Source organism: Variovorax sp. DAIF25, from assembly GCF_050711835.1.
In the GTDB taxonomy this organism is placed as follows: Bacteria; Pseudomonadota; Gammaproteobacteria; order Burkholderiales; family Burkholderiaceae_C; genus Variovorax.
Genome location: NZ_CP136636.1, coordinates 1,373,640 through 1,387,452, shown reverse-complemented (window position 1 = coordinate 1,387,452; position 13,813 = coordinate 1,373,640). Strand labels below are relative to the sequence as shown.

Genomic DNA, 13,813 nt, shown 5'->3' with positions numbered 1-13,813 from the left:
GAATTTAGCGGCTAAATTGCGACCTCGACACCGGAGCATCGGTCGTCTTGGCCGCGCGGTGCGTCGCTACTTGGCGCCCTCTGACGGCATATCGGTCCAAAATCAGACGGCAAGAGCCGAGGAGCAATCGTGAGCGACTGGGAATTTCTGTATGAGATGCGCGAGCGCGGCTACAGCGCCGAGGACATCGCTGATGCCGCGGGCACAGGAGTTGCCCCTTGGGAATGGAAGTACGTCGACAGAGAGTGGGCCGATGAGCAGCTTGAACACGTTCTAGAGGAGGATGCTCGGTCAATCCAGCCTGTTGGAAGCAGAGACGGTTTTCCGTTCAGCATCCTTGAACAGACGAAAATTTTCCGAGATTTAGTTGACTGCGCGGCACGCCATTTTGAGAACACTGGGCGATACCTACAAGTCTGGGGGGAACTCGGAGAAATCTACGCAGAGATCAAGTTTGGGCTTCGCCGCCATGCGACCCACGCGCCGGGCTCGGACGGAACGATTGGCGGCAAGCTTGTTGAAGTGAAGACCATCTCGCCCGAGAAGGCCAGCGACCGCGCATCGGTCAAGAGCCAGGGCAACTTCGAGCAGTTGCTTATCGTCCGCATTGATCGGGACTTCCAGTTTCGAGGCAAGCTTATTGACCGCAACGAGCTAAAGGGCGGTGCAGGAAAGCTTCTCCACGGGCGGCTTGCCTGACACAAGAAATGCTTGCCTACGAAAAGACGCACTTCCTCGACATCGGCGTCTTCGCGATGTCGCCCGCGCCGGTGCAGATCAAGGTTGCTTTCTGTCCTTTCTTCAGCGCGGCGGCGGCGTTCTTTTCGGAGTCCTCTAACGCGAACTGCGGCTGAAGGAACGGGTTGCCGCCTTTCATGGTGATGTAGATGCCCCCACCGAAGCCGGTGTTGATCGAATCCACCGCACCGGTGACTTTGTAGCGCCTGCCCTTGTACTGGTTGTCTGCCGCCACGGTATTTTCGTCGTAGGCGGCGGCGAGCTGGGCAGGCGTGGTTTCGAAGTCGAACGCTGGTACGGCAGGTGCGCCCGGAGTGCTTGCGTTGGCACTCGCGCTGGTGGATGCCCGCTCCTTCGGGTCAGACATCGTTCCAATGATGAAGAGCACGCCAACGATGATCACTATGCCGTAGATGGTGTTCCGCAAGAAGCCAGGCTTCTTTTTCTTCGCGGCGCCGCAGTGGGGGCAAGTCTTCGCCTCGCTGCTGATTTCTTTCTGGCACTCCCTGCATTTGACCATGGCCATCTTCTCTCTCCGGTTAGATATTGGTTCTAGATCCGCTCGCTCTGCCGATGCACCATGCGCTCGACCATGATGCACGAGTCGCAACAGTCAGAGCGCATTTTGCCGTGCCTGCGGCGCGGCCAGGACACGAGCAACGCGACTGGTGGAGCCTTCTTCTGGAAGGCCCATAACGGCGTCTTGCAATCGGTGTTTGGAATTCGTCGAACGTTGGCCGCTGAGTTCTGATACTCAGCCGTCTCCGTCTCGGCTGCACTCAGGCCGGCGGTGGGCGCTTGTCCAGCGGCAAGTGGTCGTTCTGGGCCAAAACCGGTCTTTATGCGTCAAGCCCGCTATGCTGCGCACCACCACAGGAGCGAAGAAATGAAGGTTCAACCGGTCCGAGCCGCAGCGAGTTTGACGATCGCGTGCTTGGTCTCGCAGGGGGCTATCGCAGCTCCCATGCGCCTGCTCTGCGCGGCGCGCGATGGGGGGTCCCCGCTTGTCATCGTGATGGACGCTGAGGCCCGGACGATGAACGGCCTGCCCGCCTTATTCAGCGACACACAAATTCGGTGGGTTGCACAGCTGAGAGACGCGAAAGGGCACGTGGAGCCCTACGACCTGTCGATCAGCCGTTTGAACGGCGCCTATACGCAGATGGGAAGGGGCGGGTGGGCATATCCGGTGACCCTGTTCTGCGAGAAGGCACCGGCTCCGAAGTTCTAGCTCCGCATTCTGCCGATTGAGCGCCAGGCCGGCGGCGCCCGGCTGTCTGGGGAGTTTCGCGGGCGCGAAACCGACTGCAGCAGCCCGTTGTGGTTCGGTGCGTTAAGAGTTCAGAACTCAGTGAGAAAAATTCGAGGGTCAGTGAGAACCGACAATGAGACCTTCGGTCATCGAAACAGCTTGTGGAGTTATCTAATCATGACTAGTGGCGCGTCCAGAATGACGCGGCTACGCATGACGTTGGCGCTATAGCGCATTGGAATTGGCACTGCCGCTTTCTCCGTCGATGATATGACAGGCAAACGCGCCGAGATCACAGGTCTGAACGACCGCTTTGTCTAGCGCTGCAACGGCGCGGCACAATGTGTCCATGCCAAACATCGCCTCGATCCTCAAAGCCGAAATTTCCCGCGTTGCTCGCAAAGAAGTTCGCGCTGAGATAGAAACACTCAAGAAGGCATCCGTCGCCCATCGCTCATCGATTGCCGAGCTACGTCGCCAAGTGAATTCACTCGAGAAGGAGCTGCGTCGTGTTGCTAAGGGTTCGAAGCGCCCCACCACAGCAGTTGATTCGGACAATGAGGCGGCAGCAGCCACGAAGCGCCGATTCAGCGCAACCAGGTTGGCGGCACACCGCGCAAAGCTCGGGCTCTCCGCGGCGAGCTATGGGCAACTGATCGGCGTTTCCGGGCAAACGATCTACCACTGGGAACAAGGCAAGGCACGCCCGCGGGCGGCACAGCTCGAAAATCTTGCGTCGGTGCGAGATCTCGGCGCGCGCGAAATTGCGGAGCGCCTAACCACGCGATAGTCAGAGCTTTTCGCAGATCAGCGAGGGATCGCACAGCGAAGTCAGTTCGCCGATGTACGAAGCGAGCGCCTCCCGGACCGAGGCCTCCCCTGCGTCGCAGCGACTTCCCATGATGATGTTCACTGCGACGTCGATCTTCTTCCAAGGACATACCCTGGATCGCAGCGCATCCAATCCCCACTGGTTCAGCCCCGCCTCGATGATTCGTTCCACGCAGATCACGCGGCCATGAAACGGTTCACGCGCTTCAAGCGGTAGCGCTGCGAGTGCGCGCAGCGCCCGCTTGTCTCCGGTCAGCAGCCTTGTATCCGGTGCTGCCACGAGCGATGCGAGAAGCACCGCCTCGCCGGCGTCGATGCCCAACACGTTTTCGAAATCACCCAGGCTTTGACTCGCGGGCTCTATCGGCGCCTGCATCAACGCGATGGCTTCGAGTACGCGGTCGGCCGCTTCAACCGCGTGGAACACACGCCCGTCGAGTTTGCTCTTTGCCTTGATGGCCCGGTACTTTGACGAGGCGAGCGTGGTGCACTCTTGCAGCGGGATGCCCATCAACAACGGGATCTCATCGAGAAGCCCCCAGTGCGCCAGCTTGCACAGCGCGTCGACGTCAATCAGCAGACGCACGCCTCAGTTCGCTCCATCCCAGCCGGTGATCTGCGACACGAGGTCCTGCAGATCATCGGCGACGCGGCTGAGATCCAAGTGCGAGCGCAACTGCTGCAGCAGCGCTCCCTCTGGATCCAAGTCTTCACTGAGGAAGTTCAGCGCCGTCAGCGCGGTGGGCCAACGCTTCGTGAGAAAGGCATACCTCAGAACGAAGTGTCCCGCTTCGATACCCACAGCGCCAGCAGCGCCGCGGGCCAGTACCGCGATGTCCACGGGCGCAGCCAAAACTGGCCATTTGGTCACATGCGCCGTCACCTCGTCGCCGCCCAGCGTCTGGAGTGCGAAGCCGTCCGCTTCTGCTTCTTGGCCGTCTGTCGACAACTCGGTCGCATACGTGCTTATCTCCTGAAGCGATACATCGATGATGGAGGATCCGGGGCGCAGATGCCCCAGTGCGATGTGTCCGATTTCATGCGCCAGGATGAAGCTCAGCCAGGCCCGCGACGACTTCTTCTTCGCGATCACGATGGCCGGACGTCCGCCCAACTGCAGCGCGGCCCCATCCATCTTGCGCACGCCCACAGGCAGATGTGGCAAGGGAATGACCGGGATTCCGTGGGCCCAGCACAGGTCCAGAAGGGCACTGAAACCGAACTGACCGGCGCGATCGCGCATGGCCAGTGCGCGCAACTCACCTGGATTTGGAGGCAACGGAACGTACGGGATCGGCAAGGCGGCCAGCACTGCCTGCGCAAGAGATGACGCAATGAAGCTTGCGGCCGAGAGTGAAGACGCCTCAATGTTGACCGAGTGCTTGTAGGCAACGCTGGCCATGGCACCTTTGGGAACGATCTGACCCGACAGCAGCGGCTGAAGCTCGACGCTCAGCCGCCTGCTCACGTGCATCGCCAACTCCGCCGCACCGCCGCGTTCCTTCTCCAGTGCGGGATCCCACCAGTCAGGCAGAAGCCGACGCACTTGCGCGCGCGTCAGGCCGATCGCCGACACGGCTTGGTAGATGGTCTTGGCATCCGGATGGGTCACTGCATGTTCCTGGTTGCCGTCAATGGTGCACTTTTCAGGACGGGCCCTAACGCCTCGATCAATCGGGCGAGCAAGTCGGCCGTCTCCGGCCGTCCGTCCCAAACACGCTCAAGCGCCCCTCGCACACGGGGATTATCGAGCACGCCGCCTATCTCTGTTATGCCATTTTCAAAATCAATATTTGCATAATCTAACAGCGGCCGTATGGCTGCCGTCACCGACTTAGTCCGTCCACTCAAAAATCGGCTCACTGTGGGTTGGCCTACACCTGCAGCCTGAGCAAGTGCATTCACAGAGATACTCTGTCGCTTCAGGTACAGCCGGAGCGCTTCTCGGGCCCGGACAGCTTCCAAGGTGGTGGGCTTTGCTGTTCTTGGCATAACTGCATTATATAATGCATAAAATGAGCACTCCGTCCATCACCGAAAGCGAGTTGCGCCAAGCAGTGCGTTCGCGACTGCTCGCAGACGCCACCAAGTCGGGCGGAAGGCTCTTCGAAGAGTTCGGGATCGAAGGTGGGGAGGCGCGCGTGGATCTCGCACTGGTGGACACACACCTCTGCGCTTTCGAGCTGAAGAGCGATCTCGATTCGTTCGCACGCATGCACAACCAGATTCACGCCTACAACCGCGTCTTCGATCGGGTGACGCTGGTCACGGGTCCGGTCTATTCCGAGGCTAGCCTGACCTTGATGCCCACATGGTGGGGCGTCTGGTCAGCCGCCCGCCGTATGGACGGCACGCTCGCGCTGCGCGTACTGCGCAAGCCGAAGGCCAATCCGGTGCAGGAGCGCCTGAGCATGGCCATGCTGTTGTGGCGCGCCGAATGCATCGAAGCGCTGGCGTCGCACAGGGGCGAGTTGCCTCCCAAGCGGGCCACGAAGTTCGAGTTGCAAGAAACGCTCGCTCGGGAACTGAGCGTGCGTACGCTGCGCGAGGCCGTCACCGGTTTTCTTCGCGAGCGCCAGTTAGGCTTCTTGCCGTCGACTTCGCTCGCGTCAGATGGCGCCTCGGATGCCGTTGCCTTCGCGCTGAACTGCTTGGCATAAGCCGTGGCGGCGTGCCCGGCAATATGCGGCACACGCCCGCGCACTGAAACCGCAGCATGGTGCGGCCTGGGAAATCCCGTAATCCAGTGTAAGCAATCGTGACGTACCCTCTAGACACAACGAGTCTGGAGGGACCAATGCCTGCGATATGGAAATACCTGCCCATCCTGAAATGGAAGCAGGGGGAACGAATCGCCTTGAGCAAGCTCACGGGCGCCCAGTGGGATGGAATAGTCCCGCTGATCGAAATCCTCCCCATCGACCCCAAGAAGGGGACGCTCGCCGAAACGCTGGTGCCTTACATCACCAAGATTGGAGGGCAAATGGTCAAGTCGATTCCGGAGGGCACGCCCATCGCGATCGACATTCGATACTTCATGCCCACCTACGCAAAACAGGCCCAGGTGCTCACCTCGATCTGCAAGCGGCTGTCGACGCTGACGGGTCGTCAAATCATCCCGGTCATCACGGAGGCGATGGTTGCGCGTCCGGCAGATCTGCCGGACCTCGCCAAGGCCTTCGAGGTCTTCGTGCTCCGGATCCAGACACACGGCGTGACCTCCGACCAGGTCAAGGATTTCGTGAAAGTCGTGGTCGGCGCGGGCATCGCCAAATCGCGGCTTCATGTGCTCGTGGATCAGTTTTCGATCGTGGGCGTCAACCCCCCAGCGTGCGCCGCTGCCGCGCAGCAATATCTTGACGAGGCGCTTGCGGCCGGATGCAGCAGCACCACGCTCGCCGGTGGCTCATTCCCGCTGAACCTCGTGGGCCGCAAGCAAGGGCTGCACGACATCGAGCGCGTTGAATGGAAAGCTTGGAAGACGTTGGTTGCCAAACCTGCATACGCAAAGGTGCTGTTCAGCGACTACACCGTGAGCAACCCAGCTCCGGCGCCTGACATCGACCCCACCATGATGAACCCGTCAGTGGCCATCCGCTATGCCAGCGACGGATTCTGGCGCCTGTTCAAGGCTGGCGGCTTCAAGAAGGGGAAGCAAGATCAATACAAGAACCTGTGCATCCTGCTCAAAGGCGATCCCGTGTATTCAGGTGCCGCGTTCAGCTTCGGCGACGATTGCTACGACAAAGCGTCCGTCGGCGTGCTCGGCAATGGCAACCCGACCAGTTGGCGGCGCGATGCTGCGAGTCACCACCTAGTGTTCACGTCGTCGGCCATATGAGACAGCGGTACTGATCCTGCCGCCTCCATTTTTCCCAGTGCCGCACTCGCGCCCGCACGCAACAGCGCAACATGCAGCCACATCCCTACAGAACCAATTTCCAAGGAACAACATGCCTCAACTGACCAAGGCTGATTTGCACTACACGGACTACAGTTGGACGGCCGTTCCCGGAGACGATCCGACCCAAGTCAAGACAGATGCGGATCGGTTGAGCCGCAAGGAAGGTTACGAAGTCCTTGCCTACCTCAACTCGTTTGTCGGGCCGGAGAAGGTCGACCTGTCAAAGGCAACGCGGCTCATCATCGAATGGATCGTGCATGAAAAATTGCCGTCGAATGTTCAAGGAAGAACCAAGGTCACCGCGTGGATCGTTGAAAACTATCCCACCTTGAAACCCAGCTATCCGCGGTAGTGACCGCCTCTCACGACAGCATGTCTTTCCGCGTCGCCCTCAAGATCCCGTGGCGGCTGCGACCTTGACCTTGCCGACCATGCCGGCTTGGTAGTGTCCCGCGATGAGACATGCGAAATCGAACTCGCCCGCACGGTTGAAGGTCCAGACGATCTCGCCAGTCTTGCCAGGAGCGACATGTGCCATGTAGGGCTCGGAATGCTCCATGCCCGGGAACTTCATCATGAGCGCGGCATGTTCGTCGAGCTCCTTCTTCGTGCCGATCACGAACTCGTGCATGACCTGTCCTTCATTGCGAATGGACAGCCGGACGGTCTCACCCTGCTTGACTTGGATGCGATCAGGTGTGAAGCGCATGCTGTCGCTCATCTTGAATTCCAGCGTCCGCTTGGCCGCGCTCGCATCGCCCGCGATGCCCCAGCTCTTTTGTTCCTTGCGTGCCGGTCCGCTCGACGCGCTGTGATCCTCATCGCCGTGTGCAAGGGCCAGGCCCGAGTACGCCAGGGTGCTGGCGAGCACCAATGTCTTGATCGATTTCATGTGATTCCTCGGGGGGTGGTTGGGCTTGTCTGGAAATGGGTTCAATGATTCTTCGACCCTCAGTGCGCGAGGATCTTGGAGAGGAAGTCTTGCGCGCGCGGTGCCCGGCTCTCGGGACGCCCGAAGAACTCTTCGCTCGAGCAGTCCTCGACGATGCGCCCTTGGTCCATGAAGATCACCCGATCGCTGACCTGCCGAGCAAACCCCATCTCGTGGGTCACCACCATCATCGTCATGCCTTCGCGTGCGAGCTTCACCATGACGTCGAGCACCTCGCCCACCATCTCCGGATCGAGCGCAGAGGTCGGCTCGTCGAACAGCATGACGATCGGGTCCATCGACAGCGCCCGCGCGATCGCGACGCGCTGTTGCTGGCCACCGGAAAGCTGGCCCGGGAACTTGTCCTTGTGAGTCGACAAGCCCACACGATCGAGCATACGTAGCCCGCGTTCGACCGCTTCGGCACGCGAGCGTTTGAGCACCTGAACTTGCGCCAGTACGAGGTTCTCCATCACGCTCAGATGTGGGAAGAGCTCGAAGTGCTGGAATACCATGCCGACGCGGGAGCGCAGCTTCGGAAGGTCGGTCTTGGGATCGCAGACCTGGATGCCGTTGACCGTGATGCTGCCGCATTGAATGGGCTCCAGCGCATTGACCGTCTTGATGAGCGTGGACTTGCCGGAGCCGGAGGGGCCGCAGACCACGACCACTTCGCCCTCGCGAACATGGGTGCTGCAATCGGTGAGCACCGCGAACTGGCCATACCACTTGGAGACGTCGTTGATTTGGATCATTGCGTTCATTCAGATCGCCGCTGCGGCCTTGCGCCGCTGCAGCCATGTGACCCACCAGGCGCCTGCCGTGCACAGCACCAGGTAGACGACGGCGACCAGGATGTAGACCTCGACCACGCGCCCGTCGCGTTGTCCCACCTTGCTGGCGGCGCCGAGGAAGTCGTTCAGGCTGATCACGTAGACCAGCGAGGTGTCCTTGAGCAGGGCTATGGTCTGGTTGATGAGCGAGGGCGTCATGTTGCTAAACGCCTGCGGCAGGATCACGTGCTGCATGGCCTGCCACGGCGACATCCCCAAAGACTGGGCTGCCTGCATCTGGCCTGCGCGCACGCTGCCGATGCCGGCGCGGATGATCTCGCAGTAGTAGGCGGACTCCGCGAGCACGAACGCCACGAGCGCAGCATAGATCGGCCCGACGCTGAGGTTGGGATCACCGGTCACGCTTCGCAGCACCACTGGCATCAGGAAATAGATCCACAGGATCGTGAGGATCAGCGGGATCGAGCGGAACAGGTTCACATACCCCGCCACGAGGGCCGCTACCGGCCGTGGCGCGAAGATGCGGGTGATCGCCAGCAGCGTCCCGAGACCGATCCCGGCTGCCATGGAGGCGGCTACCAGAAAGGCCGTCATCTGCAGGCCCTGCAGCAGGTAGGGCCAGGCGCGCTGGAGAGAGACCCAATCGAAGTCGTAGCCCATCACGCGGCTCCCAGCAGTCCGGGCACCCGCACCCGGCGTTCGATGTGACGCATGAGCACAATCACGCCGTAGGTGATCGCCATGTAGATGAGCGTCGCCGCAATGAAGGCCTCGAACGGATGGGCGCTGAACTCACTGAGCTGGCGCGTCTGCCCGGTCAACTCCATGAGCCCGATCGTGAGCGCGACGGCCGAGTTCTTGAAGACATTCAAGAAGTCCGAGGTCAGCGGCGGGATGACGATGCGAAGAGCCTGCGGCAGGACCACGTGCCGATAGGCCGCCGCGGTCCCCAGCCCGAGTGCCATGGCCGCCTGCTTCTGGCTGCGCGGCACCGATTCGATGCCCGCGCGCACCTGTTCGGCCGCCTTCGCCGCCGTGTACAGGGTGAGCCCGACCAGCACGGTCAGGAACTGGTTCGCCGTCGGGTTCATCTGCTTGAGCGCATTGCCCCACTCGACGGGCAACAGCTCCGGCACCACGAAGTACCAGAGAAACAGCTGCACGAGCAACGGCGTATTGCGAAAACAGTGGATGTACACCGTCGACAGGTACCGTGCAGCGCGGTTGGGCAACGTCCTGGCGACGCCGGCGATCAGACCAATGCCCAGTGCCAGTGTCCATGCCAGCAGAGACAACGCCACCGTCCACAGCAATCCGCGCAGCAGCATCATGCCGTACAGGCCCTCGCCTGTGACCGAGGGTTTGAAGAAGATCAGCCAATCCCAGCTGTAGTGCATCGTGAAGAGTGCTTGGATGGTTTGTGAGGACGGTCGTCAAATGTGGAGCGACAGCGGCTTACAGCGGCTGGTCGTTCGGATGACGCAGGAGCTCTTGCATGTCGGGCGACATCGGGAAGTTGACCGTCACGCTGCCCTTCACCGCGATGGGCTTGAGGAAGTACTTCTCGTACAGCGCGGCAAACTCGCCGGAGCGCATCATCCCGGTGATCACGCCGTCGACCAGCTTCTTGAAAGCCACGTCCCCCTTTCGCAGCATGCAGCCGTAGGCTTCCTTCTGCTGCGGCACACCGACCACCTCCCAGTCTGCCGGGTTCCTGGCGCGGGCGATGTTGCTGAAGAGAATGATGTCGTCCTGCGTTGCCGCTACGGCGCGTCCCGTCTCCACGGTCAGGAAGTTCTCGTTGATGTCCTTGGCCAGGATGATGTTGATGCCCCACTTGTTCTTCTCGTTGAGCTGCCGCAGCATGCGCTCGGCCGTGGTGCCCGCACTGACCACGACGTTCTTGCTGACGAGGTCGGACCAGTGCTTGATGCCGGAGTTCTTGCGCACCAGAAGCCGCGCGCCAACGACGAAGAAGGTCGTGGAGAACGAGACCTGGTTCTGCCGCTCCGCGTTGTTTGTGGTCGAGCTGCACTCCAGATCGACGGTCTGGTTGGCTACCAGCGGAATGCGCGTCTGCGGCGTGACTTCCAGGGTCTTGACCTCCAGCTTCGCAAGCTTGAGGTCCTTCTTCACCTGCTCGACCACGCGCTGCGCAATCTCCCAGGCAAAGCCGGCCTGCTTGTTGTTGTCGTCCAGGTAATTGAACGGGATCGAAGCGCCGCGCGTGGCCACCGTGATTGACCCGGTGTCCTTGATCTTCTTGAGCGTGCCCTCCAGCGGCGGCGCGGATTGCGCAGCGACACCGGCGCACAACGCGAGGCCGGCGACGGCAAGGAAAGGACGAATCAAGGGAGAGTGAATGGTTGGCTTGAGGGTCATCGCGGGCTCCAGTAGCGTGGATCAGAGGTTGAAACTCGTTTCGCAGGCGCTCAAGGCGCCGAGCAACTCGTCAAGCAGCGCCTGGGGATCATCCAGGCCGATCGACAGGCGAATGACAGGGCCTTGGACGTCGCAGAAATTGCGCTTGGCGAGTTCTTCCGCGGGGTAGAAGGCCGCGATGCTGCGCACGCCGCCCCAGCTCGCGCCGATCGAGAACAGCTTCAGGTGCCCGAACAGTGCCCGGTAGGCGTCGTAGGGGCCGTCCACGAGTTGCAGCGACATTACGCAGCCGGACTGCTTGAAGTCACGCGCCCAGAGTGCATGGTCCGGCGCGCCGGGCAGCGCGGGAAAGAGCATCCGGCGCACCAGGGGGTGCGCTGCGAGTCGCTCGGCGATCAACTGTGCGCTGGTGGCCTGGCGCTCCATGCGCACCTGCATCGTGTCGAGACCCCGGGCGACCAGAAAGCAGTCCTCCGGGCTCACGGCCAGTCCCATCTGCGACTGCAGGCCGCGCAAGGACTTGTACAGGCCTTCGTCATTGGTCGCGATGCTGCCCATCAACACGTCCGAATGGCCACCCATGTACTTGGTGCAGGCGTGAACGCACAGGTCGACGCCATGTGCCAAGGCCGCGAATCCCAACGGGCTGGCCCAGGTGTTGTCGATGGCCGTAAGTACACCGCGTGTGCGCGCCACGGCGGTGATCGCCGGCACGTCTTCCACTTCCATCGTCACCGTGCCGGGAGATTCCAGCCAGATGAGCCGCGTGTTGGGGCGCACCAGACGTTCGATGTCCGCGCCAATGCGCGGCGGATAGAACTCGACCTCGATGCCGAGCGTCTGCAGCCGCTCGACGGCGAAGGACTTGGCCAGGCCGTAGGCGGCGTCGGTCATCAGCAGGTGATCACCCTTCTTGAGCAGTGCGAGCAGCGCACTGCAGATGGCTGCTTGTCCAGAAGGGAAGACGACACAGTGCGCAGCGCCGTCCAACCCGGCGATGCGCGTCTCGAGGGCGCGCTGCGTCGGCGTGCCGGTCGTGCCATAGCTGAAGCCATCGGGCAGGCGGGTGCGGCGATTGACGAAATCGTCGAGTGAATCGAAGACGACCGTGGAGGCACGCCACACTGGTGGGACGAGGCTGGCGAATGCGCCCCGAGGAGAGGTGTCGAGATTGGGGATGGGAGAGTTCACGATGGAAGACGGAGCTGTTCGTTGGAAGTGCGATCAGTTGGCGGGTGCGGATTCGATGAGCTGCAGCGCTTGCTTCATCTGATCGACGGCCATGTTCTCAAGGTCGGTGTAGACCTTCATCTCCACCGTCAGTCGAGCGAAGGTCTCTTTGGCCGCGGCGATCTTGGCCGGATCGTTGGTCTTGGGATTGGCAAGTGCAACTTCAAGGCGCTTGTACTCGCTGGTGAGAAAGGCCGGTTGTTCGCCGATGGCGCGCAGGCCCGCATTGGTCATTGAACGGATGCGCAGCACCATCTTCACGTCCGACTGCTCCATCTCGCCCTGCGCGCGCTCCAGGGCGAGCTTCGCTGCAAGCGCTTGCTGGCTGTCCGGCTTCTTGGTGGCGGCGATGGTCTGGAACTTGGCGATGTCGCCGGAAAAATCGTGCGCCCACGCAGGTGCGGCACATGCCAGGGCGGTCACTGCAAGAACTGTTTGAAGTTTCATGTCGTTTCTCCGGAAGGTGGCTGAAGACGCCAACTTTAGGACGACGGGGATAATCCGGATCGCGCTCGAAATTCTTTGTCCATAAGCGGTTGTTATATGTTGCTCCGTGAGATCGAGGTGTTCCGTTCCGTGATGTCCGTGGGCTCTGCGAGCAAGGCGGCTGCGCTTCTGGGCGTTACGCAGCCCGCCATCAGCCAGTCGCTACGCAGACTCGAGGAGGCGGCTGGATTCCCGCTGTTTCGCCGACTGAGAGGCCGTCTGCACCCGACGCCCGAAGCGCAAGCCTTGCTGGTCGAGGTCGAGCGTGTCTTTGTGGGTCTGAGCAGCATCGAGCACCGGATGCGCAGCCTCAAGCGCTTCGGGGTGAACACGCTGCGCATGGCGGTCTATCCGGCGTTCGGCCTGACCTTCGTCCCGCGGGTTCTGTCGCAGCTGGTGGCCGAGCGCCGCGACGCCGACGCCCGGCCGCAGATTTCGCTGCAGGTGCTCAGTTCGCGGGAGGTGCACGAGGCCGTGCTGGGGCGGCAGGTCGACTTCGGACTGATGGCCGACGAGATGCCGACGACAGGCCTGGAGCATTCCGAGTTCGCGCGCTTCCCCGGTGTGGTGGTGATGCATGCGAAGCACCGCCTGACCAAGGTGAGAACCATCCAGCCGCATCAACTCGCGGAAGAGCCATTCCTGGCGCTCAACCCTGAGGACGCGTCTCGGCGGCGTCTGGAGCGGGCCTTGGCGGAGTGCAACGTCGGGTTGAGCGTGCTGGTCGAAACCCCCTACGCTGCAAGCGTGTGCGAGATGGCCCTGAGCGGCATGGGCATCGGCTTTGTCAATCCGGTCACCGCCATGGAGTACGCCCAACGTGGCCTCGTCATCCGTCCACTGTCTCTGGAGGTCTCTTTCGCGGGGGTGTTGGTACTGCCCCCGGGACAGCCGCTGTCCGGCCTCGCCTCGCGAGTGCTTCAGCTCATGCGCATGCAGCTGGCCGAAGACCAGAAGGCCCTTGCCAATCTTCTCAAACCCCGCGCCAAAGCTTGACCGCCAAGCCTCAGTGACGCTTCGTTCGCGTCCCGCAGCAACGAGGCTTTTGCGCCTCGGCGGCCAGGACCCCGTAGGCCTTGGCCACTGTCTCGCTGATCGGTGCATCGGCAGGGGCGCACGTCTCGATGGCGCACAGCAAGTGCTCGGCAACCGCCCAGTTTCGCTGTCGCAGAGCCTCCTGGTAAACCTCCAGCAAGTGCAGCTCGAGTGATTGTTGTCTCTTCATGGGAACTCCTTCGCGTGCAGCGAGGCCGCTCGGGCCGCAC

The 13,813-nt window shown here is 61.6% G+C and carries 18 protein-coding genes; 7 read left to right on the top strand and 11 right to left on the bottom strand.

The features are described from left to right. Positions 1 to 129 precede the first annotated feature (129 nt). Complete coding sequence (locus tag R0232_RS06300) at positions 130 to 699, top strand: hypothetical protein (protein ID WP_431511579.1); 570 nt, start codon at positions 130 to 132, stop codon at positions 697 to 699. A gap of 16 nt (positions 700 to 715) precedes the next feature. Here the strand turns inward: R0232_RS06300 and R0232_RS06295 are convergent, their stop codons facing one another. Beyond that, positions 716 to 1,264 (bottom strand): OB-fold protein, encoded by a 549-nt coding sequence (locus R0232_RS06295; RefSeq protein ID WP_257862187.1) that lies wholly within the window; start codon positions 1,262 to 1,264, stop codon positions 716 to 718. A 510-nt stretch (positions 1,265 to 1,774) separates the two neighbouring features. On the opposite strand from R0232_RS06295, the gene R0232_RS06290 reads away from it, so the two are divergent. Both R0232_RS06290 and R0232_RS06285 read left to right on the top strand, forming a co-directional pair. Further along, on the top strand, positions 1,775 to 1,969 hold the full coding sequence (locus R0232_RS06290) for a hypothetical protein (RefSeq protein WP_431511578.1): 195 nt from the start codon (positions 1,775 to 1,777) through the stop codon (positions 1,967 to 1,969). Positions 1,970 to 2,339: 370 nt separating this feature from the next. Beyond that, positions 2,340 to 2,780 (top strand): helix-turn-helix domain-containing protein, encoded by a 441-nt coding sequence (locus R0232_RS06285; protein WP_137860536.1) that lies wholly within the window; start codon positions 2,340 to 2,342, stop codon positions 2,778 to 2,780. On the opposite strand, the gene R0232_RS06280 is transcribed toward R0232_RS06285, so the two are convergent. After that, the gene (locus tag R0232_RS06280) at positions 2,781 to 3,407 is read right to left on the bottom strand and encodes a hypothetical protein (protein ID WP_431511577.1); all 627 of its coding nucleotides are present in this window, start codon (positions 3,405 to 3,407) and stop codon (positions 2,781 to 2,783) included. It abuts the gene before it with no gap. 3 nt (positions 3,408 to 3,410) lie between these two features. After that, positions 3,411 to 4,433, bottom strand: coding sequence for a hypothetical protein (locus R0232_RS06275; RefSeq protein ID WP_431511576.1), 1,023 nt, complete (start codon positions 4,431 to 4,433; stop codon positions 3,411 to 3,413). A 403-nt stretch (positions 4,434 to 4,836) separates the two neighbouring features. On the opposite strand from R0232_RS06275, the gene R0232_RS06270 reads away from it, so the two are divergent. The 3 genes from R0232_RS06270 (at position 4,837) to R0232_RS06260 (ending at position 7,077) form a co-directional block, all read left to right on the top strand. Further along, a complete protein-coding gene (locus R0232_RS06270) occupies positions 4,837 to 5,481 on the top strand; it encodes a sce7726 family protein (RefSeq protein WP_431511575.1) in 645 nt (214 codons plus the stop codon). 197 nt (positions 5,482 to 5,678) lie between these two features. Continuing rightward, positions 5,679 to 6,662, top strand: coding sequence for a beta family protein (locus R0232_RS06265; RefSeq protein WP_431511574.1), 984 nt, complete (start codon positions 5,679 to 5,681; stop codon positions 6,660 to 6,662). A 112-nt stretch (positions 6,663 to 6,774) separates the two neighbouring features. After that, entirely contained in the window at positions 6,775 to 7,077 is a 303-nt protein-coding gene (locus R0232_RS06260) for a hypothetical protein (protein WP_431511573.1), read from the top strand. A gap of 39 nt (positions 7,078 to 7,116) precedes the next feature. Here R0232_RS06260 and R0232_RS06255 read toward each other — a convergent pair whose 3' ends face one another. The 7 genes from R0232_RS06255 to R0232_RS06225 are packed head-to-tail and all read right to left on the bottom strand — an operon-like array spanning position 7,117 to position 12,509. After that, positions 7,117 to 7,617 carry a cupredoxin domain-containing protein gene (locus tag R0232_RS06255; RefSeq protein ID WP_431511572.1) on the bottom strand — a complete coding sequence of 167 codons (501 nt, stop codon included), beginning with the start codon at positions 7,615 to 7,617 and terminating at the stop codon, positions 7,117 to 7,119. A 59-nt stretch (positions 7,618 to 7,676) separates the two neighbouring features. After that, on the bottom strand, positions 7,677 to 8,411 hold the full coding sequence (locus R0232_RS06250) for an amino acid ABC transporter ATP-binding protein (RefSeq protein WP_431511571.1): 735 nt from the start codon (positions 8,409 to 8,411) through the stop codon (positions 7,677 to 7,679). A 9-nt stretch (positions 8,412 to 8,420) separates the two neighbouring features. Beyond that, positions 8,421 to 9,110: an amino acid ABC transporter permease gene (locus tag R0232_RS06245; protein WP_431511570.1), complete on the bottom strand. Its 690-nt coding sequence runs from the start codon at positions 9,108 to 9,110 to the stop codon at positions 8,421 to 8,423. After that, positions 9,110 to 9,847, bottom strand: a complete 738-nt coding sequence (locus tag R0232_RS06240) for an amino acid ABC transporter permease (protein WP_431511569.1) — start codon at positions 9,845 to 9,847, stop codon at positions 9,110 to 9,112. The genes R0232_RS06245 and R0232_RS06240 overlap by 1 nt, the downstream gene beginning before the upstream one ends. A 58-nt stretch (positions 9,848 to 9,905) precedes the next feature. After that, complete coding sequence (locus R0232_RS06235) at positions 9,906 to 10,832, bottom strand: transporter substrate-binding domain-containing protein (RefSeq protein ID WP_431511568.1); 927 nt, start codon at positions 10,830 to 10,832, stop codon at positions 9,906 to 9,908. A gap of 21 nt (positions 10,833 to 10,853) precedes the next feature. After that, positions 10,854 to 12,023: a trans-sulfuration enzyme family protein gene (locus R0232_RS06230; RefSeq protein ID WP_431511567.1), complete on the bottom strand. Its 1,170-nt coding sequence runs from the start codon at positions 12,021 to 12,023 to the stop codon at positions 10,854 to 10,856. Positions 12,024 to 12,056: 33 nt separating this feature from the next. Continuing rightward, the gene (locus tag R0232_RS06225; RefSeq protein WP_431511566.1) at positions 12,057 to 12,509 is read right to left on the bottom strand and encodes a hypothetical protein; all 453 of its coding nucleotides are present in this window, start codon (positions 12,507 to 12,509) and stop codon (positions 12,057 to 12,059) included. A 96-nt stretch (positions 12,510 to 12,605) separates the two neighbouring features. Between R0232_RS06225 and R0232_RS06220 the strand changes: the two genes are divergently transcribed. Next, complete coding sequence (locus tag R0232_RS06220) at positions 12,606 to 13,544, top strand: LysR substrate-binding domain-containing protein (protein ID WP_431511565.1); 939 nt, start codon at positions 12,606 to 12,608, stop codon at positions 13,542 to 13,544. Between the two features lie 10 nt (positions 13,545 to 13,554). Here the strand turns inward: R0232_RS06220 and R0232_RS06215 are convergent, their stop codons facing one another. Beyond that, positions 13,555 to 13,773 (bottom strand): hypothetical protein, encoded by a 219-nt coding sequence (locus R0232_RS06215; protein ID WP_431511564.1) that lies wholly within the window; start codon positions 13,771 to 13,773, stop codon positions 13,555 to 13,557. Between the last annotated feature and the right edge of the window lie 40 nt (positions 13,774 to 13,813).